Raw genomic sequence first — 21742 nt, 5'->3', positions numbered from 1 at the left:
ACAATAAAATTTTGGCCTTAAAAGCCAGTCCTGTTGGACAACGCGCAACAGTATAACCGAATCGTTCTGCGATAACAGGTCTTGACAAACGAATTTACGCAAACGATTACCTTCACGCCACGCAAGGGTTTGAGGAATAAAGCTCTCGGGATATTCAAGGGATTTCTTTTCAGGTTTGTGATGCATATTTTTCACGTTGCAAAGAACCATTTACAACGCAGGGTTATTTTTTATAAGATGCATTTAAAATACATCATTAAAGTAACATTAAAGGAAGCTGCTATGCTCGACGCTCAAACCATCGCTACCGTTAAATCCACTATCCCGCTGCTGGTCGAAACCGGTCCGAAGCTTACCGCCCACTTTTACGACCGCATGTTTGCGCATAATCCGGAGCTCAAAGAAATTTTTAATATGAGCAACCAGCGTAATGGCGATCAGCGTGAAGCTTTATTCAACGCCATCGCCGCGTATGCCAGCAATATCGACAACCTGGCGGCCCTTCTGCCTGCGGTCGAGAAAATCGCCCAGAAGCATACCAGTTTCCAGATCAAACCCGAGCAGTACAATATTGTTGGTAGCCACCTGATCGCGACGCTGGACGAGATGTTCAGCCCGGGTCAGGCGGTGCTGGAGGCCTGGGGCAAAGCCTATGGCGTGCTGGCAAATGTCTTTATCCAGCGTGAAGCCCAGATCTACAGTGAACATGCTGAAAAAGCAGGCGGCTGGGAAGGCACGCGCGCTTTCCGTATCGTGGAAAAAACACCGCGTAGCGCGCTGATTACCAGCTTTGAATTCGAACCGGTCGACGGCCAGGCGGTGGCGGATTATCAGCCAGGCCAGTATCTGGGCGTGTGGCTGAAACCTGAAGGCTTCCCGCATCAGGAGATTCGCCAGTACTCCCTGACCCGTAAACCCAACGGCAAGGGTTATCGCATTGCGGTAAAACGTGAAGACGGCGGACAGGTATCCACCTGGCTTCACAACGAAGCTCGCGTGGGAGATGTGGTTCACCTTGCGGCGCCTGCAGGCGATTTCTTTATGGCCGTGGACGCCGATACGCCGGTGACCCTGATCTCCGCAGGCGTCGGCCAGACCCCGATGCTGGCGATGCTGGACACGCTGGCAAAATCGCATCACCGCGCGCAGGTAAACTGGTTCCACGCCGCGGAAAACGGCGAGGTGCATGCGTTTGCGGATGAAGTGACAACGATTGCAGCCAGCCTGCCGCGCTTTACTGCCCATACCTGGTATCGACTGCCGACCGAGGCCGATCGCGCCGCAGGACGCTTTAACAGCGAAGGTCTTATCGAGTTAAGCCAGCATGAAAGCGCGTTTAGCGCACCGGAGATGCAGTTCTATGTCTGTGGGCCGGTAGCGTTTATGCAGTATGCGGCGAAACAGCTGGTTGACCTGGGCGTCAACAAAGAGAACATTCACTACGAATGTTTCGGGCCGCATAAAGTGCTGTAATCAAAAAGCCCCTCAATGTGAGGGGCTTTTTTTGCCGGGTAGCGGCTGCGCCTTACCTGGCCTTTAAAATGCGGGCAGCGTTAAATCGCGGCGTCGTCTTCTTCACCAGTACGGATACGGATGACGCGCGCCACGTCAAAGACGAAGATTTTACCGTCGCCAATTTTGCCCGTTTGCGCCGTGCGAATAATGCTATCCACGCAGGTGTCCACGATGTCGTCGGTGACCACAATCTCAATTTTGACTTTCGGCAGGAAATCCACCATATATTCAGCGCCACGATACAGCTCGGTGTGGCCCTTCTGACGACCAAAGCCTTTCACTTCTGTCACGGTCATCCCGGTGATGCCGACCTCTGCCAGCGCTTCACGTACATCATCCAGTTTGAAAGGTTTAATAATCGCATCAATCTTTTTCATGGTGGGTCCTTAAACGCTTGCCAGTCAGTCGCTTCGTAATCGATTGCTCACAGTACCATATTCAATCCATTTTTGCGGTACTACTCTTTAAAATCGTTGGCTTCCAGCTCGTGCCGAGACAGCAGTTTATAAAACTCGGTGCGGTTGCGTCCCGCCATGCGCGCAGCGTGCGTGACGTTACCTTTGGTGATCTGCAACAGCTTACGCAGATAGTTCAGCTCAAACTGATTACGCGCCTCTACAAAGGTCGGTAGCGCTGTGTTTTCCCCTTCCAGCGCCTGCTCCACCAGCGCATCGCTGATCACCGGCGATGAGGTCAGCGCCACGCACTGTTCAATCACGTTCACCAGCTGACGCACGTTACCAGGCCAGCTTGCCGTCATCAGGCGCTTCATGGCATCGGTTGAAAAAGCGCGGACAAAGGGCTTATGCCGGTCGGCTGACTGGCGAAGAAGATGATTTGCCAGCAGAGGAATATCTTCCGCACGCTCTGCCAGTGCGGGTATTTTCAGGTTGACCACGTTCAGACGGTAGTAGAGATCCTCACGGAACTCTTTACGCTCCATGGCCTTGGGCAAGTCGCGGTGCGTAGCGGAGATGATACGCACGTTAATGTCGATATCACGGTTACTGCCCAGCGGGCGCACTTTGCGCTCCTGCAAAACACGCAGCAATTTAACCTGCAGCGGGGCGGGCATATCCCCGATTTCATCGAGGAACAGCGTGCCGCCTTCTGCCGCCTGGAATAACCCTTCCCGGCTGCTCACCGCCCCGGTGAAGGCGCCGCGCGCGTGGCCAAAGAGTTCAGACTCCAGCAGTTGTTCCGGCAAGGCCCCGCAGTTGATGGCGATGAACGCATTTTTACTGCGCGGGCTGGCGTTATGTATGGCCTGCGCCAGGATCTCTTTGCCCGTACCGCTTTGCCCGTTGATCAACAGGCTTACATCAGACTGCGCCACCATGCGCGCCTGCTCTAGCAGGCGAAGCATCATCGGGCTGCGGGTGACTATCGTCTCGCGCCATTTTTCATCGACCGACGGCGCGGCATGCTCCAGCGCATCATCGATGGCTTTATACAGCGCATCTTTGTCGACCGGCTTGGTCAGAAAACTAAAGACGCCCTGCTGCGTGGCAGCCACAGCATCCGGAATTGAACCATGCGCGGTAAGAATAATCACCGGCATTCCAGGCTGCAGCTTTTGGATCTCGGCAAAAAGCTGCATCCCGTCCATTTCATCCATGCGCAGGTCGCTAATGACTAAATCGACTTTCTCGCGGCCCAGCGCTTTCAACCCTTCCATACCGCTTTCTGCGGTCACAATGCTATAACCTTCGCTGACCAGACGCATCCCTAAGAGCTTAAGCAAGCCGGGATCGTCATCCACCAGCAAGAGATGAGCAGGTTTGCGGCTTGTCATGGCTTCACATCCTCTTGTTTTGGCGCGTCACTGTCCTGATCCGACGTTTTTTCTGACTGCGCCGCACCTTTCTGTCCGTCTGGCAGATAGCTGCTGGCGGGCTTACGGGTGGAAAGTTGACGTTCGATATCCGTCAGGTTTTCCAGCTTGCGGGTGGTGGTTTCAAGCTGAGCACGTAAATACTGTTGCTGCTGGCGAAGGGTATCCAGCTCCGCGTCGGTGGACTGCTGGAGTTTACCGTAACGGTAACGCTCCTCGGCAAGCTGTAACTGCGAGGCCTGACCATCACGCCAGAGCTGATAAAGCGGACGAACCTGGGCGGGTATTTGTGGGCTGAGCGCATCCAGACGCGTGGTATTGGTTCGGCGTTCCACCGGATTGATTTTGGCATTCGCCAGTAAAATGCCGAGTTTAAAAGAGTCCTGCCAGGTGTTATCCGTCCACTGATGGGCCTGCGCGCGGGCATCTGCCGGCGATAAACGCTCGGCGCAATCCATGCTTCGCAACCAGTATAGCGGGTTGGCCTCCACGTCATGCCCCTTCAGCCACCAGATGTTGTCACACTCGGTAGACAAAAAATCCGCCAGCTGATGCTCAGGCAATTTATCATCCTGCTTATCGCTGATGGCGCTTTTCGGGGTATGCGCTGCGCAACCGGCCAGAAGTAAACAGGGCAGGCTGACGCGAAAAAATGTGCTGGAAAACACCGCGTTACAAGCGCGGGAAAAAACGTGTGACATACTCACCAGACTTAATTTCATTTCATTAATTTATTCGGTTCAAGGGGCAGCTCAATGCGGAAACAGACATCCACGCGGGTATCCTGCGCGATGTAAAGCTCCCCATGCATACGGCGTATACAGTCCCGGGCAATGCTTAAACCCAGGCCGCTTCCTTTGACCGCACCTTTTCGCTGATGACTTCCCTGGAAAAAAGGTTCGAAGATCATCGCTTTTTCATCATCCGGAATAGGCGTGCCGGTATTGGCGACATCAATACATACGCGCGGGCCATTTTGAAAACTGCGTATATAAATGTTACCGGATTCAGTACCATAGTGCACCGCATTGGAATAAAGATTATCCAGCACACTCATTAATAGCATGGGTTCGGCAAAACAGGCCGATTCATTGAGTTCCAGCTCGGTATGCATCATTTTAGCTCGTGCCGGCAGGCTATGAGCGGAAATCACCATATCGATTAACGGCTCAATCTCGACGCGCTCCAGCTCCACCGCACCATCAGCCAGTTTACGGTTATAGTCCAGCAATTGCTCAATCAGCTTTTGTAAATTTCGACTACTGGCATCCAGGATATCGACAATCTCTTTTTGCTCCGTCGTCAACGACCCAGCCACCTCATCGGCCAGCAGTTCCGTGCCTTCGCGCATGCTGGCAAGCGGGGTTTTTAATTCATGGGAGATATGACGCAGAAACTGGTGGCGTTGCGATTCGAGCCACGCCAGGCGTTCAGAAAGCCAGATAATGCGCTGACCGACTGACCGCAGTTCGCGAGGCCCCTTGAAAACAACGGTATTACCCAGCGATTTCCCTTCGCCAAGACGATTGATCATGCGTTCAATGCCTTTTACCGGACCGATAATCATTCGGGTAAAGAGCATGACCAGGCCGAGGCTCACTAAAAACAGCACCAGCGCCTGCCAGCCAAAAAACTGCCCGCGCTCGGCGATCTCCTGCTGGAGTTGCTGCCCTCGCGAGAAAATCACCGTACGGGTTGCCTGTACCATTTCCGTATTGGCATTGGCGAAGGCTTCAAGGCGAGGCGTCGCGATCTCATCCGGGCCACTATTTTTACACCGCAACTGCCCAAGATCGTTCAGATCCTGACGTAGCGCCTGGTAGAGTTTATCGTCAGGTAAAACGCCCGCATGCGCATCCAGCATTTCGCTGTAGCGCTTGCGTTGATTTTGATAGACCCTTTCCAGCGTTCGGTCGTCCAGTACGCAATACTGGCGATAGCTCCGCTCCATTTCGAGCGCAGCATTGGTCATCGCCTCGCTACGACGTGCATCGATAAGCGTGGTACGGTTAGTGAGTGCGGCCTGTGCGCTAAGCGCGTTCAGGCTTTGCCAGGCTTGCCAGGCCAGCACCAGCAAGGGCAGCAGGATGAGCAAAAAAGCCATCATCACGAGCTGTCGCAGGGAACGGGGGAAAAGGGACCAGCGTCTCAACGCATTACTCTCTTATCAGGGGTGTTGAGTGATGCTAACTGAGTCAGCCCTTCAGATACAACAAAGCCGGGTAAAAACCCGGCTTTGTGTTGGAATGAGGCGGTGCCTTACTCGACGTTTCGCCCGGATCTGATAAAGCCGAAGCAATAATCAGTAGTTGGACGGCAGGCACCTTTTTGTGCGTCATTCGAAGTTTATGTAGCGCTTCCCGAAGGGGCTGACATAAGAAGGTGAATGAGCCACTGATTACTATTATGCAACACCCGTGCCAGATATCAAATAATATTATTAACTAGCTAATTTTATTAGGTTTTATAGATTTATTTACTTCATTTCTCAGCGAATGATTTCCAGGCTAACTGTCTCTGATTAGCAACACCTTAAGAACAACCTTATTACCACCAGTAAAATCAATACTTTAAGTGTCGCCTTTTGGAGACACCTCTTTTGGCGCTTTGTCGCAATTTACCGACAGCCATAAAAAAGCCCTCCGAAGAGGGCTTACAGGTCATTAAACGTTTAACCGAGCTGCTTACGCGCGTTGCGGAAGATACGCATCCATGGGCTGTCTTCGCCCCAGTTTTCCGGATGCCAGGAGTTACTGACGGTACGGAACACACGCTCAGGGTGCGGCATCATAATCGTCACGCGGCCGCTTTCATTGGTGACTGCCGTGATCCCGTTGGCTGATCCGTTCGGGTTTGCCGGGTAGGTTTGCGTGACCTTACCGAAGTGATCGACGAAGCGCAGCGCCACCAGACCTTTGCTTTCAAGCGTGGCCAGATGCGCGGCATCACGCACTTCCACCTGCCCTTCACCATGAGAAACGGCAATGGGCATCTGCGATCCAACCATCCCCTGCAGCAGGAGTGACGGGCTTTGCGTCACTTCGACCAGGCTGAAACGCGCCTCAAAACGATCCGACTGGTTACGTACAAAGCGTGGCCAGGCTTCGCTGCCCGGGATCAGCTCGCGCAGATTAGACATCATCTGGCAACCGTTACATACCCCTAAGGCCAGGGTTTGTGGACGATGGAAGAAGGTTTCAAACGCATCGCGTACACGGTTATTGAAGAGGATGGATTTTGCCCAGCCTTCCCCCGCGCCCAGCACGTCACCGTAAGAGAAGCCGCCGCAGGCCACCAGCGCCTGGAAATCTTCCAGACCGGTGCGCCCTGCCAGCAGGTCGCTCATGTGCACGTCGATAGCATCGAAGCCCGCACGGTAGAAGGCCGCAGCCATCTCAACGTGGGAGTTCACGCCCTGCTCGCGCAGAACGGCAACCTTAGGACGTGCGCCAGTGGCAATGTACGGAGCGGCGATGTCTTCGTTAATATCAAACGAAAGCTTCACGTTCAGGCCCGGATCGTTGTCATTGGCTTTTGCTTCATGCTCCTGATCGGCGCACTCCGGGTTATCGCGCAGGCGCTGCATCTGCCAGGTCGTCTCTGCCCACCACATGCGCAGGGTGGTACGGCTTTCGCTGAATACCGCCTTGCCGTCCGCTTCGATCACGAAACGGTCGCCCTGCACGGCTTTGCCCAGATAGTGTACGCAGTCTTCCAGACCATGCTGTGCCAGTACGGCTTCCACGGCGTCACGGTCTGCCGCACGAACCTGAATCACCGCGCCCAGCTCTTCGTTGAACAGGGCCGCAAGACGATCCTCGCCCAGGGAGGCGATGTTCGCTTCCACACCGCAGTGACCGGTAAAGGCCATCTCAGCCAGGGTCACCAGCAGACCTCCGTCTGAACGGTCGTGGTAGGCCAGCAGTTTGCGGCCTGCTACCAGCGCCTGAATGGCGTCGTAGAACCCTTTCAGTTTGGCGACATCGCGCACATCGGCGGTTTTGTCCCCCAGCTGACGGTAAACCTGCGCCAGCGCGGTCGCGCCCAACGCGTTATGACCTTGTCCCAGATCGATAAGCAGCAGGGCGTTATCTTCCGTAGACAGCTGCGGCGTCACGGTGTGGCGCACATCTTCTACGCGGGCAAAGGCGGTGATGACCAGCGACAGCGGAGACGTCATCTCGCGCTGCTCGTTCCCTTCCTGCCAGCGGGTTTTCATCGACATGGAGTCTTTCCCCACCGGAATGGTCAGACCCAGCGCCGGACATAACTCCTCACCCACCGCTTTAACGGCTTCATACAGGCCTGCATCTTCGCCCGGGTGACCGGCTGCGGCCATCCAGTTTGCGGAGAGCTTAATGCGTTTGATGTCGCCAATCTGTGTGGCAGCAATGTTGGTCAGCGCCTCGCCAACCGCCAGGCGGCCGGATGCGGCAAAGTCCAGTAAGGCAACGGGAGTACGTTCGCCCAGCGCCATCGCTTCGCCGTAATAGCTGTCGAGACTTGCCGTGGTGACCGCGCAGTTGGCTACCGGGATCTGCCAGGGGCCTACCATCTGATCGCGCGCCACCATACCGGTGACCGAGCGATCGCCAATGGTGACCAGGAAGGTTTTTTCGGCGACCGCAGGCAGATGCAGCACGCGGTTTACCGCATCGGCAAGGGTAATGTCCCGACGGTCCAGAGCTTTACCCGCCGCTTTACGCGTTTGCACGTCGCGCGTCATCTTCGGCGTTTTGCCCAGCAGCACATCCAGCGGGAGGTCGATAGGCTGGTTGTCAAAATGCGGATCGTTCATGGTCAGGTGCAGGGCTTCTGTCGCTTCACCAATTACCGCATACGGCGCACGCTCACGGCGGCATAATTCGTCGAAGAGCGGCAACTGATCGGCCGCCACGGCCATCACGTAGCGTTCCTGAGATTCGTTACACCAGATTTCCAGCGGGCTCATGCCTGGCTCATCGCTGAGGATTTTACGCAGATCGAAACGTCCGCCACGCCCGCCGTCGCTCACCAGCTCCGGCATGGCGTTGGACAGGCCACCTGCCCCGACGTCGTGAATAAACAGAATCGGGTTCGCGTCGCCAAGCTGCCAGCAACGGTCAATGACTTCCTGGCAACGACGCTCCATTTCCGGGTTATCGCGCTGTACGGAGGCAAAATCGAGATCGGCATCAGACTGACCGGACGCCATGGAAGAGGCTGCCCCGCCGCCCAGACCGATATTCATTGCCGGGCCACCCAGCACAATCAGTTTCGCGCCAACGGTGATCTCGCCTTTCTGAACGTGATCCGCACGGATATTGCCAATCCCGCCCGCCAGCATGATCGGTTTGTGATAGCCGCGCAGCTCTTCGCCGTTGTGGCTGTCGACTTTCTCTTCATAGGTACGGAAGTATCCGTTTAACGCAGGACGGCCAAATTCGTTGTTAAACGCCGCGCCGCCCAGTGGGCCTTCGGTCATGATATCCAGCGCGGTGACAATGCGTTCCGGCTTGCCGAAATCCTCTTCCCACGGCTGTTCAAAGCCCGGGATGCGCAGGTTGGAGACGGAGAAACCGACCAGGCCCGCTTTAGGTTTTGCCCCGCGTCCGGTAGCCCCTTCATCACGGATCTCACCGCCGGAACCGGTCGCCGCACCCGGCCATGGGGAGATAGCCGTCGGGTGGTTGTGTGTTTCGACCTTCATCAGGATATGCGCAGGCTCCTGATGGAAATCGTAGCGCCCTGCTTCGCGATCGGCGAAGAAGCGGCCCACCTCGGAACCTTCCATGACCGCCGCATTGTCTTTATAAGCAGACAGCACGTGGTCCGGGGTACATTCAAAGGTATTTTTAATCATTTTGAACAGCGATTTCGGCTGCTGCTCGCCGTCGATGACCCAGTCGGCGTTAAAGATTTTATGGCGGCAGTGCTCAGAGTTAGCCTGGGCGAACATGTACAGCTCAATATCATTTGGGTTGCGGTTCAGCTTGATGAACGCATCCTGCAGATAATCGATTTCATCTTCCGCCAGCGCCAGACCTAAGCGCTGGTTAGCCTCCGTCAGTGCCTGACGGCCCTGTCCCAGCAGATCCACACTTTGTACGGGCGCAGGCTGATGATGGGCGAAAAGCTGTTGCGCGTCGTCGAGAGAGGAAAACACGCTCTCCATCATGCGATCGTGCAGTTCATCGGCCACCGTCTGCCACTGCCCGTCGGTCAGCGTGGAGGCTTCAACATAATATGCCACGCCGCGCTCAAGACGATTAATCTGGCTCAGGCCGCAGTTGTGGGCGATATCGGTGGCTTTGGAAGACCAGGGGGAGATAGTACCGGGACGAGGTGTGGCGAGGATCAGTTTGCCGGATGGCGTATGGCTGCTAAGGCTCGGACCATACCTGAGCAGGCGACCAAGCTGCTCTTGTTGCTGCGCGTTCAACGGCGCATTCAGGTCAGCAAAATGGACATACTCAGCGTATATCGTGCTTACCGGAAGGTTGGCTGCCTGAAAACGTGCCAGCAGTTTGTTAATACGGAAGGCAGACAGTGCAGGCGAACCACGCAGAATTTCCATCATAAGTCTCTCGTCTTCGAAGCGCCTGAGGCGCTTACAGTGTGCGCAAGGGGAAAACGGGCGTCATTATAGAGAATAGTGCGCGCCGACGAAACCGTTTGCGTCGAAATAAAATCGACGTTTACGTTTAACAATAGATGTCACCGAATTCTCTAATTTGTTGCCAACTGGCGCAAGTTTACGCAAAATGCCGCTCATTCAATGACAAACCTTACACCAAACATGACTACAGCACGTTGAGGCATCGCACGGCGCAGAGAATTAACTAATTGAAAAAATTAAAGATTAATTATCTGTTCATCGGCATCGTCACCTTGCTGCTGGCAGCGGCCTTATGGCCTTCAATCCCCTGGTTCGGCAAAGCCGAAAACCGTATCGCTGCGATTCAGTCGCGGGGAGAGCTGCGCGTCAGTACCATTAACTCCCCCCTGACTTACACCAACATTAACGGCAAAATCATTGGGCTGGATTATGAAATCGCCCAGCATTTTGCAGACTACCTGGGCGTTAAGCTCAAAATTACCGTTCGCCAGAACATCAGTCAGCTGTTTGACGATCTGGATAACGGTGATGCCGATATTCTGGCCGCAGGGCTGGTCTATAACAGCGAGCGCAGTAAGAGCTATCAGCCGGGGCCAACCTACTATTCTGTTTCACAGCAGCTGGTCTACCGTGTGGGCAGCCTGCGTCCGCGCAGCCTTGAAAACCTCACCGACGCGCAGCTGACGATTGCGCCGGGTCACGTGGTCATTGATGATTTACGTGAACTGAAAGAGAAAAAATTTCCCAATCTGAGCTGGAAGGTGGACGACAAGCTGGGCACCACAGCGCTGATGGCGATGGTCAAAGATAAAAAATTACCCTATACCATCGCGGACTCGGTTGCGATTAGCCTGTTCCAGCGTGTGCATCCCGAGCTGGCCGTCGCGCTGGACGTAACCGATGAACAACCCGTGACCTGGTTTAGTCGACTCGATGAGGATCAGACGCTTTCGGCTGCGATGCTCGATTTTTATAGCGCCATGAATGAAGACGGCACGCTGGCACGCCTGGAAGAGAAGTATCTGGGCCATGGGGATGACTTCGATTACGTAGACACCCGCAGCTTCCTGCGGGCGGTTGACAGCGTGTTACCGGAACTGCAGCCGCTGTTTGAGAAATATGCGCAGGAGATCGACTGGCGCCTGCTGGCGGCCATCTCTTATCAGGAGTCTCACTGGGATACGCAGGCCACCTCCCCAACTGGCGTACGTGGTCTGATGATGCTCACCAAAAATACCGCGCAAAGTCTGGGCCTGACCGATCGCACCGATGCCGAGCAGAGCATCAGCGGCGGCGCACGCTATTTGAAGGATATGATGGGCAAAGTGCCTGAGACGGTACCTGAAGAGGAGCGAATCTGGTTTGCGCTGGCGGCATATAACATGGGTTATGCGCACATGCTTGATGCACGTACCCTGACCGCAAAAACCAAAGGCAATCCTGATAGCTGGTCTGACGTTAAGCAGCGTTTGCCGCTTCTGAGCCAGAAGCCCTGGTACAATAAATTAACCTACGGCTATGCGCGCGGGCACGAAGCTTATGCCTACGTGGAAAACATCCGTAAATACCAGATTAGCCTGGTGGGCTATCTACAGGAAAAAGAGAAAGAGGCAACAGAAGCGCAGCAGCTGGCACAAAGTTATCCGGTGGTTTCACCGGCGGAGCTTAATCACCCTGTGCCTTCAGTTCTGCCCTTTGTTGCTTTTTCTGTTGACGGCGCATTCGAAAGAAGTCACTTAGTCGCGCCGAACAGTCTTGTGCAAGTACCCCACCGATGACGTTCACCTGGTGATTCATGCCCGGATGGCCGAGAACGTCCATCAGCGATCCGGCTGCCCCGGTTTTTTCATCACGCGCACCGTAAACCAGCGTCCCGATGCGGCTGTGGACCATCGCCCCGGAGCACATCACGCATGGCTCAAGGGTGACATACAGCGTGGTATCCAGCAGACGGTAGTTTTGCAGGACTAACCCCCCCTGCCGCAGCGCCATGATTTCTGCATGCGCGGTGGGATCGTGGCGACCTATCGGGCGATTCCACCCTTCCCCGATGACCTGGTTATTATGTACCAGAACAGCACCCACGGGCACTTCGCCCTCATCCCAGGCACGTTGGGCCAGATTGAGCGCGTGGCGCATCCAGTATTCATGATCATGTTCTGGGTTGGACAACGATTGATACTCCCGTCTAAAAGCGGGCGGCATTATACACACCCGCTCCAGATAAGACTATTCAAGTTGCTGAAGTTCACCCACGGGGGTGACGCGCCAGCGGTGCTGACAGAAATAAAGAAGAGGGTTGTCCTGCTTGCTGTCACTGTAGCCGCTGTAGAGTCGCAGCGGCGTACCGATGCGTTTTTCCAGCTGCACCACCTTCTCATGCCCCAGACAGCGCAAAGTCAGGACCCAGCCGCCGTACCGTCGCGTCATCTGCGTGGCGATAATATTAACGCGGGGCAGCCAGGGGGTATCGAAATAGACCTGCTCCACCAGCGGTTGGGGAGAACCGGTAATTAACCAGATATCGGCATCGTTGGCATTGAGATAGCTGGTGAGCCGCTCCTGCACCACCGGGAAGGCCGTGACGTGACTGCGGAACCAGTGTGCAAAATCCTGCTGAAGCTGTTTGAGACGCGCCTCGCTGTGTCCAAACGTGCAGCCCCAAAGCAGCAAGCTCATCGGCCAACGCGCCGCCCGGCCCTTAACCAGCAGCGCCACGCCAATGACCGGTAAAAGAGGCAACACGAGAAGCACATTCAGGGGCTGACGCCGTAACAGGTAGCGCATAAAGGTGCCGAACATATCCTGCTGATGTAGCGTACCATCCAGGTCAAAAAAGACGACGCGACGCTCGTGATTTGCCAAACCTTACTCCTCTGTGTCGATAGATGCTGACAGCCGGATTAACGGGATTCCGGCGATCGTCACTAACAGATAGCCTAACAGATAGAGCATGACTTTTCCGGTGACGAGGGTGATTGTCCTGGTAAAGGGACAATTTCCCTCCTCATCCCCGTTGCGCGCTTATCCTTCTAACGCCGCGCGCAAGAAACCCTGGTGTGCATCAAGTTTGGTCCGGGCGGCTGCGGCATCCATTCCGCTCAAAATCATTAAGATGGCGGGCTTCACGTCATGATCGGTTTGCTTAAGCACCGCTTCGGCCTCTTCGCGGCTTGCTCCCGTGGCTTCCATCACCATACGGCAGGCGCGGTCCACCAGCTTGATGTTGGTGGCTTTCATATCCACCATCAGGTTCTGGTACACCTTGCCAAATTTCACCATGGCCCCGGTAGAGATCATGTTAAGCACCAGCTTTTGTGCGGTACCTGACTTCAGGCGCGTTGAACCGGTCAAGGCTTCTGGCCCAACGACGGGGGAAATCGCGATAGCCGCTATCTGCGCAATCGGAGATCCAGGGTTACAGGAGATCGCCACTGTTGTGCAACCGACCTCTTTGGCGTATTCCAGCCCACCGATCACGTACGGCGTTCTGCCGGATGCCGCAAGCCCAACCACCAGATCGACGGGCGTCAGGTCTAACGCCCGCAGATCGTCGGCGCCTAATTGTTGGTCGTCTTCAGCGCCTTCAACCGCCTTGAGCAATGCCCCGGGCCCGCCGGCGATGAGTCCCACAACCAGACCGTGCGGCACGCCAAAGGTTGGCGGACACTCCGACGCGTCCAGCACGCCCAGACGTCCACTGGTGCCGGCCCCCATATAAATAATCCTGCCGCCTGCCTTCAACGCCCCGGCGGCGGCGTCTACCGCTTTCGCCACCTCTGGCAATGTCTCTTTCACTGCCAGCGCGACCAGCGTATCCTGTTGATTAAAGCGGTTAACCAGGTCGAGCGTGGTGAGCGCATCCAGATCCATGGTTTGCGGGTTACGGGTTTCAGAAACTAACGAGCCTAGATTCATTTTTTTCACCTCAAGAATATTTAATTCAATCTAACCGTACTATAATGGAATATTAAATTCATTCAGGCGAGCAAATCATGATTTGCAACGGCTGTCACACTTTCGCCAGGAGAAGGTATGAACTGCTTAATACGAATTCGACAGCGTTACGCGGGCTTTGCTCAGAGCGATAAGAAACTGGCTGATTTTCTGCTGTCCCAGCCCGATCGTGCCCGGCACCTCAGCTCTCAACAGCTGGCGAGTGAGGCCGGGGTCAGCCAGTCGAGCGTGGTGAAGTTTGCCCAAAAGATCGGTTTCAAAGGCTTTCCCGCGCTGAAACTGGCGCTAAGCGAGGCGCTGGTCAGCAATCCTAACCCGCAATCCATGCCGCTGCATAATCAGATTCGCGGCGATGATCCTATGCGCCTGGTTGGCGAAAAACTCATTAAAGAAAACGTGACGGCGATGCACGCGACGCTTGATGTTAATAGCGAAGAGAAACTGCTGGAGAGCGTCGCAATGCTGCGATCGGCGCGGCGCATCGTGTTGACCGGCATTGGTGCTTCTGGCCTGGTTGCGCGTAATTTTGGCTGGAAACTGACAAAAATCGGCCTTAATGCCATCGTCGAGCAGGATATGCACGCCCTGCTGGCCACCGTCCAGGCGATGGATCCCAACGATCTGCTGCTGGCGATCTCCTATTCCGGCGAGCGTCGTGAAATTAATATGGCTGCCGATGAAACGTTGCGCGTGGGGGGCAAAATTCTGGCCCTGACCGGCTTTACCCCGAACGCGTTGCAACAGCGAGCAACACGTTGCCTCTATACCATTGCCGAGGAGCAAGCGACGCGAAGCGCGGCAATCTCTTCGACCAGCGCGCAAATGATGCTGACGGACCTGCTTTTCGTGGCGCTGGTGCAACAGGATCTTGAGCATGCGCCGGAGCGTATTCGCCACAGCGAAGCGCTGGTAAAAAAACTGGTCTGAGCAGGAAATGAGCGTATAATGCCCGCCCTGTTTGTGTTGTTTCTGAGAAATTCCTGATGGCGCTGTTAATCACCAAAAAATGTATCAACTGCGATATGTGCGAGCCTGAATGCCCGAACGAAGCGATTTCAATGGGTGACAGTATCTATGAGATTAACAGCGACCGCTGCACCGAGTGCGTCGGCCACTATGAAACGCCCACCTGCCAGAAAGTGTGTCCGATTCCGAACACTATTCTTAAGGATCCAGCGCATGTCGAGAATGAAGAACAGTTGTGGGATAAGTTTGTCCTGATGCACCACGCGGACAAACTTTAACCTTCGACAATCACCGTGGCGCAGGCGTAGTGTCGTTCATCGGCCAGCGTCACATGCATGTGCTGAACCCCCATTCTTTCTGCCAGTTTTTGCGCTTCGCCCCACAAACGCAGACGCGGTTTACCCAGCTCATCGTTGAAAACTTCGAACTGGTTAAACGCCAGCCCGTTACGAATTCCGGTTCCGAATGCTTTTGCTGCGGCCTCTTTCACCGCGAAACGCTTCGCCAGAAAGCGCTCCGGCTGTTGATGCGTTTCCCAGACAGACCATTCATTTTCACTTAACACGCGCCGGGCAAGGCGATCGCCACTGCGAGCGATCACCGCTTCGATGCGGGCAATTTCAACGATGTCCGTACCTAAGCCCAGGATTGCCATTAGCTGCGCGCTTCTGTCATCAGGCGTTTCATTTCGGCTACCGCCTCTTTCAGGCCGCTCATCACTGCACGGCCCATAATGGCGTGGCCGATGTTCAGTTCATGCATTTCCGGCAACGCAGCAATCGCTTTCACGTTATGGTAGGTCAAACCATGGCCCGCGTTGACCTTCAGGCCGAGACTGGCCGCGTACGTGGCCGCACTGGCGATGCGTTCTAACTCTTTGCGCTGCGTCACTTCGTCTTCTGCATCGGCATAGCAACCGGTGTGAATTTCGATATAGGGGGCGCCCACTTCGGCGGCGGCCTTAATCTGATCACCATCAGCATCAATAAATAACGAAACCAGAATACCGGCATCCGCCAGGCGTTTGCAGGCGTCGCGCATCTTCTCACGCTGACCGGCAACATCCAGCCCGCCTTCCGTTGTCACTTCCTGACGTTTTTCCGGCACCAGGCAGCAGAAATGCGGTTTCGTCTCACAGGCAATCGTCAGCATCTCTTCCGTGACGGCCATCTCCAGATTCATGCGGGTATCCAGCGTCTGGCGCAGGATACGTACGTCACGGTCGGTAATATGGCGGCGATCTTCACGCAGATGAACCGTAATGCCGTCGGCGCCAGCCTGCTCGGCAATAAAAGCCGCCTGAACCGGATCAGGATAAGCCGTTCCACGTGCGTTACGCAGCGTGGCAATGTGATCGATGTTGACGCCTAACAGTAATTCAGCCATGACAATCCTCGGTTTTATCGTAATTCGTTAACGCTTTGGCAAAAACTGCCTGAATAATTCGCGGCTCTTTAAGGGCTTGCCACCAAGATACGGCTTGAGGGCAATTCGGGTAAAGCGTTTTGCCGCCCGCAGGGTGTCTGCGTCCGGAAACTCACGTTCGTACAATGCCCTGAGGTGCCGTCCCGTAAAGGTCGTGTTGTCGATGACAATGCTGGCGATAAAGCCTTTCTCTTCCCGATAGCGGTAGGTCATGGTGTCATCCACGGGGTCGCCGCTGCCGGCACAATGCAGAAAATCGACGCCGTATCCCAGATGCGCCAGCAGCGCCAGTTCAAAACGCCGCAACGCGGGTTCCGGCGACGCCGTTGCGCCAGCAAGCTCCTGAATACAGTGCAAATAATCGAAGAAAAGTTCTGAGAAGCGCGTCTCATGTTCAAGAACACGTGAGATGAGTTCATTGACATACAGACCGCTGTAAAGGGTGATACCGGAGAGAGGAAGCGCCAGAGAGACGGCTTCAGCACTGCGAAGGGTTTTGACATCCCCTCTCCCGCCGAAACGGACCAGTAAAGGGGTAAAGGGTTGCAAAGCCCCTTTAAGATTGGAACGTTTGGAACGTGCGCCTTTTGCAACAAGGCGCACGCGGCCCGACTCTTCCGTGAAGACGTCCAGCATCAGGCTGGTTTCGCTCCAGGGACGACTATGGAGGACAAACGCACGCTGCCAGCCTTCCATTATGTTTGTCGTCTTTTAGGTTGCAGTGTGAACGTTATTGATCGTCGCCGTAACCGAGGCTGCGGAGTGCGCGCTCATCATCGGCCCAGCCTGATTTCACTTTCACCCAGAGCTCCAGGTGAACCGGGGCTTCAAACATCTCCTGCATGTCTTTACGGGCTTCGATACCGATGGTTTTGATCTTGGCGCCTTTGTTGCCAATCACCATCTTTTTCTGCCCTTCACGCTCAACGAGAATCAGGCCATTGATATCGTATCCGCCACGCTCGTTGGTCTGGAAACGTTCGATTTCAACGGTGACAGAATAAGGCAGTTCCGCTCCCAGGAAACGCATCAGCTTTTCACGGATGATTTCGGAAGCCATAAAACGCTGCGAACGATCGGTGATGTACTCTTCCGGGAAATGATGAATCGCTTCCGGCAGATGCTTGCGCACGATACCTGCGATGGTATCAACGTTCAGACCGGTCTCGGCAGACAACGGAACGATATCAAGGAAGTTCATCTGGCTGCCCAGCCACTGCAGATGCGGCAGCAGGTCGGCTTTTTCCTGCACATTGTCAACTTTATTGACGGCAAGGATGACCGGGACTTTGCCGTCACGCAGCTTGTTCAGAACCATCTCGTCGTCCGCCGTCCAGCGGGTGCCTTCAACAACAAAGATCACCAGTTCGACGTCGCCAATCGAGCTGCTCGCCGCTTTGTTCATCAGGCGATTAATGGCACGTTTCTCTTCCATGTGCAGACCCGGGGTATCGACGTAAATCGCCTGATACTCACCTTCTGTATGGATACCGACGATACGGTGACGCGTGGTCTGCGCCTTACGAGAGGTAATAGAGATTTTCTGCCCAAGCAGATTATTCAATAAGGTGGATTTGCCCACGTTCGGACGTCCGACGATGGCAATAAATCCGCAATAGGTTTTTTCTTCGCTCATTCCAGCTCCAGCATTTTTAACGCCTGTTCGGCGGCAGCCTGTTCAGCCTTACGTCGGCTTGAACCTGTGCCAACCACCGGTTCACTCAGGCCGCTAACCTGGCAATGGATGGTAAATTCCTGATCGTGCGCTTCTCCGCGCACCTGCACCACCAGATAGGATGGCAGCGGCAGATGGCGACCCTGCAGATACTCCTGCAAGCGCGTTTTCGGATCTTTTTGTTTATCGCCCGGGCTAATTTCGTCCAGGCGAGTTTGATACCAGTTCAGAATCAGTTGCTCAACCGTCTGGATATCGCTATCGAGGAAAACGCCACCGATTAATGCTTCGACAGTATCGGCGAGAATTGATTCCCGGCGAAAACCACCGCTTTTCAATTCACCCGGGCCGAGGCGCAAACATTCACCCAGCTCAAACTCTCGTGCAATTTCAGCCAGCGTATTGCCGCGCACTAGCGTTGCGCGCATGCGGCTCATATCGCCTTCGTCCACACGAGGGAAACGGTGATAAAGCGCATTCGCAATGACGTAACTCAAAATGGAGTCACCCAGGAACTCTAAACGCTCATTATGTTTGCTGCTGGCACTTCGATGGGTTAATGCCTGTTGCAATAATTCATGATGCTGAAAAGTGTAGCCCAGCTTCCGTTGAAGCCGATTAATTACGATGGGGTTCATGCGATACCAATAGGATAAATGCGTCAAAAATTCAGCACACGAAACCGACCTGAGTAAAACCAACGCGGTTTCGTGTGCCGTGGCACCCGCAGGAGCCAACCATAAACTTCGGGGGAATATTCTATACGCAACGACCGGGGATGTCGTTAGTTCGAGGGCATTTATCGCTTAAATAATTCACATAGCCGCCAATTAAGACGGCTATGTGTTCATTTAATGAGAATTAATGGATGCCGCCAATGCGATTGAGACGAACGCCCGTAGGCCATTCACCTTCCTGCTTCTCAAAGCTCATCCAGATCGCGGTAGCTTTACCGACCAGATTTGCTTCAGGCACAAAGCCCCAGTAACGGCTATCGGCAGAGTTATCCCGGTTATCACCCATCATGAAGTAATGCCCAGGTGGAACAATCCAGGTGGCGAGAGGCTGGCCTGGCTGCTGATAGTACATGCCCAGCTGATCCTGTGCGACCGGCACCGTCAGAATGCGATGGGTGACGTCTCCCAGCGTTTCTTTACGCTCCACCAGACGGATACCGTTCTCTTTGGTTTCCCCTGCTGGAAGCTGGAAGAATCCGCTGGTTGCTTCACCGCCGTTACGACGGGCAAAGGTTTGAACGAAATCGCTCGGTTCAACGTTGGAGTAAGTAATCGGCAACGCATTCCCGCAGGCCGTACCAGAGCTGCATCCCGGCTGAACGGTGACTTCTTTGGCAACCGGATCGTAGCTGACTTTATCGCCCGGCAGACCAACAGCACGCTTGATGTAGTCAAGACGCGGATCATCAGGGTATTTAAAGACCACGATATCGCCACGCTTCGGATGACCGGTTTCAATGAGCGTTTTCTGGTAAATAGGATCTTTAATGCCGTAGGCAAACTTTTCTACCAGAATAAAATCGCCAATCAACAGCGTTGGCATCATCGAACCTGACGGGATCTGGAACGGCTCATAAATAAATGAGCGCACCACCAGCACAATCGCCAGCACCGGGAAGACCGATGCGCCTGTTTCAAGCCAGCCCGGTTTAGGGCCCACTTTTTTCAGGGTTTTCGGGTCCAACTGATCGCCAGTGGCTGCCTGCGCGGCAGCCTGACGTTCATGTCGTTTTGGCGCGAAAATAAATTTATCCAGGCACCACAACAGCCCCGTCACCAGGGTTGCAATGACCAGGATCAGGGCAAACATGTTCGCCATGCCAACTCCTTAGAATTATTTGCCGTCTTTACCAACGTGCAGAATGGCAAGGAACGCTTCCTGTGGCAGCTCAACGTTACCAACCTGCTTCATGCGTTTTTTACCGTCTTTCTGTTTCTGCAACAGCTTCTTCTTACGGCTCACGTCACCGCCGTAGCATTTCGCCAGAACGTTTTTACGCAGCTGTTTAACGGTGGAACGCGCAATGATGTGGTTACCGATTGCCGCCTGAATCGCAATATCAAACTGCTGGCGAGGGATCAGTTCTTTCATCTTCTCAACCAGTTCGCGGCCACGATACGGTGCGTTATCGTTGTGTGTGATCAGCGCCAGCGCATCTACGCGCTCACCGTTGATCAGAACGTCAACGCGTACCATGTTGGACGCCTGGAAACGCTTAAAGTTGTAGTCCAGCGACGCATAGCCACGGGAGGTTGACTTAAGACGGTCGAAGAAATCAAGAACCACTTCAGCCATTGGAATTTCGTAGGTCAGCGCAACCTGGTTACCGTGGTACACCATGTTGGTCTGGACACCGCGTTTTTCGATACACAGCGTGATGACGTTACCGAGGAATTCCTGCGGCAACAGCATGTGGCACTCTGCGATTGGCTCGCGCAACTCTTCGATGTTATTTAACGGTGGCAGCTTGGAGGGGCTGTCAACATAGATAACTTCTTTGTTCGTCGTCTGAACTTCATACACCACGGTCGGTGCCGTTGTAATCAGATCCAGATCGTATTCACGCTCAAGACGTTCCTGGATGATCTCCATGTGCAGCAGACCCAGGAAGCCACAACGGAAGCCGAAGCCCAGTGCGGTTGAGCTTTCTGGTTCATAGAACAGAGAGGCATCGTTCAGGCTCAGCTTGCCAAGCGCATCACGGAAGTTCTCATAGTCATCGGAACTCACCGGGAACAGGCCAGCGTAAACCTGCGGCTTCACTTTCTTGAAGCCAGGCAGCGGTTTATCGGCCGGATTACGCGCCTGAGTCAGGGTATCACCCACCGGTGCGCCCAGAATGTCTTTAATAGCGCAGACCAGCCAGCCCACTTCGCCGCATTTCAGTTCGGTACGATCAACCTGTTTAGGCGTGAAGATGCCCAGACGATCGGCGTTATAGACCTGACCGCTGCTCATCACTTTAATTTTGTCGCCTTTACGCATGGTGCCGTTTTTAATACGGACCAGCGAAACCACGCCCAGGTAGTTATCAAACCAGGAGTCGATGATCAGCGCCTGCAGAGGTGCATCAGGATCGCCTTCCGGTGCCGGGATATCCCGCACCAGGCGCTCCAGCACGTCTGGCACACCGACGCCCGTTTTCGCGGAGCAGCGCACCGCATCGGTCGCATCGATGCCCACGATGTCTTCAATCTCTTCCGCAACACGCTCAGGATCGGCGGCAGGCAGGTCGATCTTGTTCAGTACAGGAACCACTTCCAGTTCCATTTCCATGGCGGTGTAGCAGTTTGCCAGGGTCTGGGCTTCAACGCCCTGCCCGGCATCCACCACCAGCAGTGCGCCTTCGCAGGCTGCCAGCGAACGGGAAACTTCATAAGAGAAGTCAACGTGGCCTGGGGTATCGATGAAATTCAGTTGGTAGGTTTCACCATCAGGAGCCTTGTAATCGAGCGTGACGCTCTGCGCCTTGATGGTAATGCCGCGTTCGCGTTCCAGGTCCATGGAGTCCAGAACCTGGGCTTCCATTTCACGATCAGAAAGGCCACCGCAAATCTGGATAATACGGTCCGACAGCGTCGACTTACCGTGGTCAATGTGAGCAATGATCGAAAAGTTACGTATGTTCTTCATATAGTTAAATAATTATGCCTTACGAATTCCTGGAGGCCGCTGTTCTTAGCCTGACGTTTTTCAGTGCGAAAACGCAGCATTCTACACTACATCTTCGTCACCAGGAAATGCTCTTGACCCC

The 21742-nt window shown here is 54.6% G+C and carries 19 protein-coding genes; 4 read left to right on the top strand and 15 right to left on the bottom strand.

Annotated features, from left to right (window positions below):
* The first annotated feature begins 282 nt into the window (after positions 1-282).
* Complete coding sequence (gene hmpA / locus LZP96_RS17090; protein WP_064327010.1) at positions 283-1473, top strand: NO-inducible flavohemoprotein; 1191 nt, start codon at positions 283-285, stop codon at positions 1471-1473.
* Positions 1474-1553: 80 nt separating this feature from the next.
* Here hmpA and glnB read toward each other — a convergent pair whose 3' ends face one another.
* The 5 genes from glnB to purL all read right to left on the bottom strand — a co-directional run bounded on the left by glnB (position 1554) and on the right by purL (position 9908).
* Entirely contained in the window at positions 1554-1892 is a 339-nt protein-coding gene (gene glnB, locus LZP96_RS17085) for a nitrogen regulatory protein P-II (RefSeq protein WP_064327011.1), read from the bottom strand.
* An 80-nt stretch (positions 1893-1972) separates the two neighbouring features.
* Positions 1973-3310 (bottom strand): two-component system response regulator GlrR, encoded by a 1338-nt coding sequence (gene glrR, locus LZP96_RS17080; RefSeq protein ID WP_064327012.1) that lies wholly within the window; start codon positions 3308-3310, stop codon positions 1973-1975.
* Entirely contained in the window at positions 3307-4071 is a 765-nt protein-coding gene (gene qseG / locus LZP96_RS17075) for a two-component system QseEF-associated lipoprotein QseG (protein WP_064327013.1), read from the bottom strand. Before qseG ends, glrR begins: the two co-directional genes overlap by 4 nt.
* Entirely contained in the window at positions 4068-5501 is a 1434-nt protein-coding gene (gene qseE / locus LZP96_RS17070; protein WP_258926185.1) for a two component system sensor histidine kinase QseE/GlrK, read from the bottom strand. The genes qseG and qseE overlap by 4 nt, the downstream gene beginning before the upstream one ends.
* A gap of 519 nt (positions 5502-6020) precedes the next feature.
* Positions 6021-9908, bottom strand: coding sequence for a phosphoribosylformylglycinamidine synthase (gene purL, locus LZP96_RS17065; RefSeq protein WP_064327015.1), 3888 nt, complete (start codon positions 9906-9908; stop codon positions 6021-6023).
* 266 nt (positions 9909-10174) lie between these two features.
* Here purL and mltF point away from each other — a divergent pair, with 266 nt between their 5' ends.
* Entirely contained in the window at positions 10175-11725 is a 1551-nt protein-coding gene (gene mltF, locus LZP96_RS17060) for a membrane-bound lytic murein transglycosylase MltF (protein WP_064327016.1), read from the top strand.
* Here the strand turns inward: mltF and tadA are convergent.
* The 3 genes from tadA to murQ form a co-directional block, all read right to left on the bottom strand.
* Positions 11613-12152 carry a tRNA adenosine(34) deaminase TadA gene (gene tadA, locus LZP96_RS17055; RefSeq protein WP_064327017.1) on the bottom strand — a complete coding sequence of 180 codons (540 nt, stop codon included), beginning with the start codon at positions 12150-12152 and terminating at the stop codon, positions 11613-11615. The two genes, mltF and tadA, sit on opposite strands and share 113 nt — an antisense overlap.
* 24 nt (positions 12153-12176) lie before the next feature.
* Positions 12177-12812, bottom strand: a complete 636-nt coding sequence (gene yfhb, locus LZP96_RS17050) for a phosphatidylglycerophosphatase C (protein WP_064327018.1) — start codon at positions 12810-12812, stop codon at positions 12177-12179.
* Between the two features lie 159 nt (positions 12813-12971).
* Positions 12972-13865: an N-acetylmuramic acid 6-phosphate etherase gene (murQ, locus tag LZP96_RS17045; RefSeq protein WP_064327019.1), complete on the bottom strand. Its 894-nt coding sequence runs from the start codon at positions 13863-13865 to the stop codon at positions 12972-12974.
* Positions 13866-13982: 117 nt separating this feature from the next.
* Here murQ and LZP96_RS17040 point away from each other — a divergent pair, with 117 nt between their 5' ends.
* Together LZP96_RS17040 and LZP96_RS17035 are read left to right on the top strand one after the other, a co-directional pair.
* Positions 13983-14831 carry a MurR/RpiR family transcriptional regulator gene (locus LZP96_RS17040; protein ID WP_064327020.1) on the top strand — a complete coding sequence of 283 codons (849 nt, stop codon included), beginning with the start codon at positions 13983-13985 and terminating at the stop codon, positions 14829-14831.
* Between the two features lie 56 nt (positions 14832-14887).
* Complete coding sequence (locus tag LZP96_RS17035; protein ID WP_064327021.1) at positions 14888-15148, top strand: YfhL family 4Fe-4S dicluster ferredoxin; 261 nt, start codon at positions 14888-14890, stop codon at positions 15146-15148.
* On the opposite strand, the gene acpS is transcribed toward LZP96_RS17035, so the two are convergent.
* From acpS to lepA, 7 genes are all read right to left on the bottom strand, one after another.
* Positions 15145-15525, bottom strand: a complete 381-nt coding sequence (acpS, locus tag LZP96_RS17030) for a holo-ACP synthase (RefSeq protein WP_064327022.1) — start codon at positions 15523-15525, stop codon at positions 15145-15147. The genes LZP96_RS17035 and acpS overlap by 4 nt on opposite strands.
* Positions 15525-16256, bottom strand: a complete 732-nt coding sequence (gene pdxJ, locus LZP96_RS17025) for a pyridoxine 5'-phosphate synthase (protein WP_064327023.1) — start codon at positions 16254-16256, stop codon at positions 15525-15527. The genes acpS and pdxJ overlap by 1 nt, the downstream gene beginning before the upstream one ends.
* A 27-nt stretch (positions 16257-16283) precedes the next feature.
* The gene (gene recO / locus LZP96_RS17020; protein ID WP_064327024.1) at positions 16284-16991 is read right to left on the bottom strand and encodes a DNA repair protein RecO; all 708 of its coding nucleotides are present in this window, start codon (positions 16989-16991) and stop codon (positions 16284-16286) included.
* 34 nt (positions 16992-17025) lie between these two features.
* A complete protein-coding gene (era, locus tag LZP96_RS17015) occupies positions 17026-17931 on the bottom strand; it encodes a GTPase Era (protein ID WP_064327025.1) in 906 nt (301 codons plus the stop codon).
* Positions 17928-18608, bottom strand: a complete 681-nt coding sequence (gene rnc / locus LZP96_RS17010; RefSeq protein WP_015960048.1) for a ribonuclease III — start codon at positions 18606-18608, stop codon at positions 17928-17930. Before rnc ends, era begins: the two co-directional genes overlap by 4 nt.
* A gap of 223 nt (positions 18609-18831) precedes the next feature.
* A complete protein-coding gene (gene lepB / locus LZP96_RS17005) occupies positions 18832-19806 on the bottom strand; it encodes a signal peptidase I (protein ID WP_064327026.1) in 975 nt (324 codons plus the stop codon).
* A gap of 15 nt (positions 19807-19821) precedes the next feature.
* Positions 19822-21621 (bottom strand): translation elongation factor 4, encoded by a 1800-nt coding sequence (lepA, locus tag LZP96_RS17000; protein WP_064327027.1) that lies wholly within the window; start codon positions 21619-21621, stop codon positions 19822-19824.
* Positions 21622-21742 lie beyond the last annotated feature (121 nt).

This window comes from Huaxiibacter chinensis (genome assembly GCF_022171985.1).
GTDB lineage: Bacteria > Pseudomonadota > Gammaproteobacteria > Enterobacterales > Enterobacteriaceae > Enterobacter > Enterobacter chinensis_A.
This window is presented reverse-complemented; position numbering and strand designations above follow the sequence as displayed.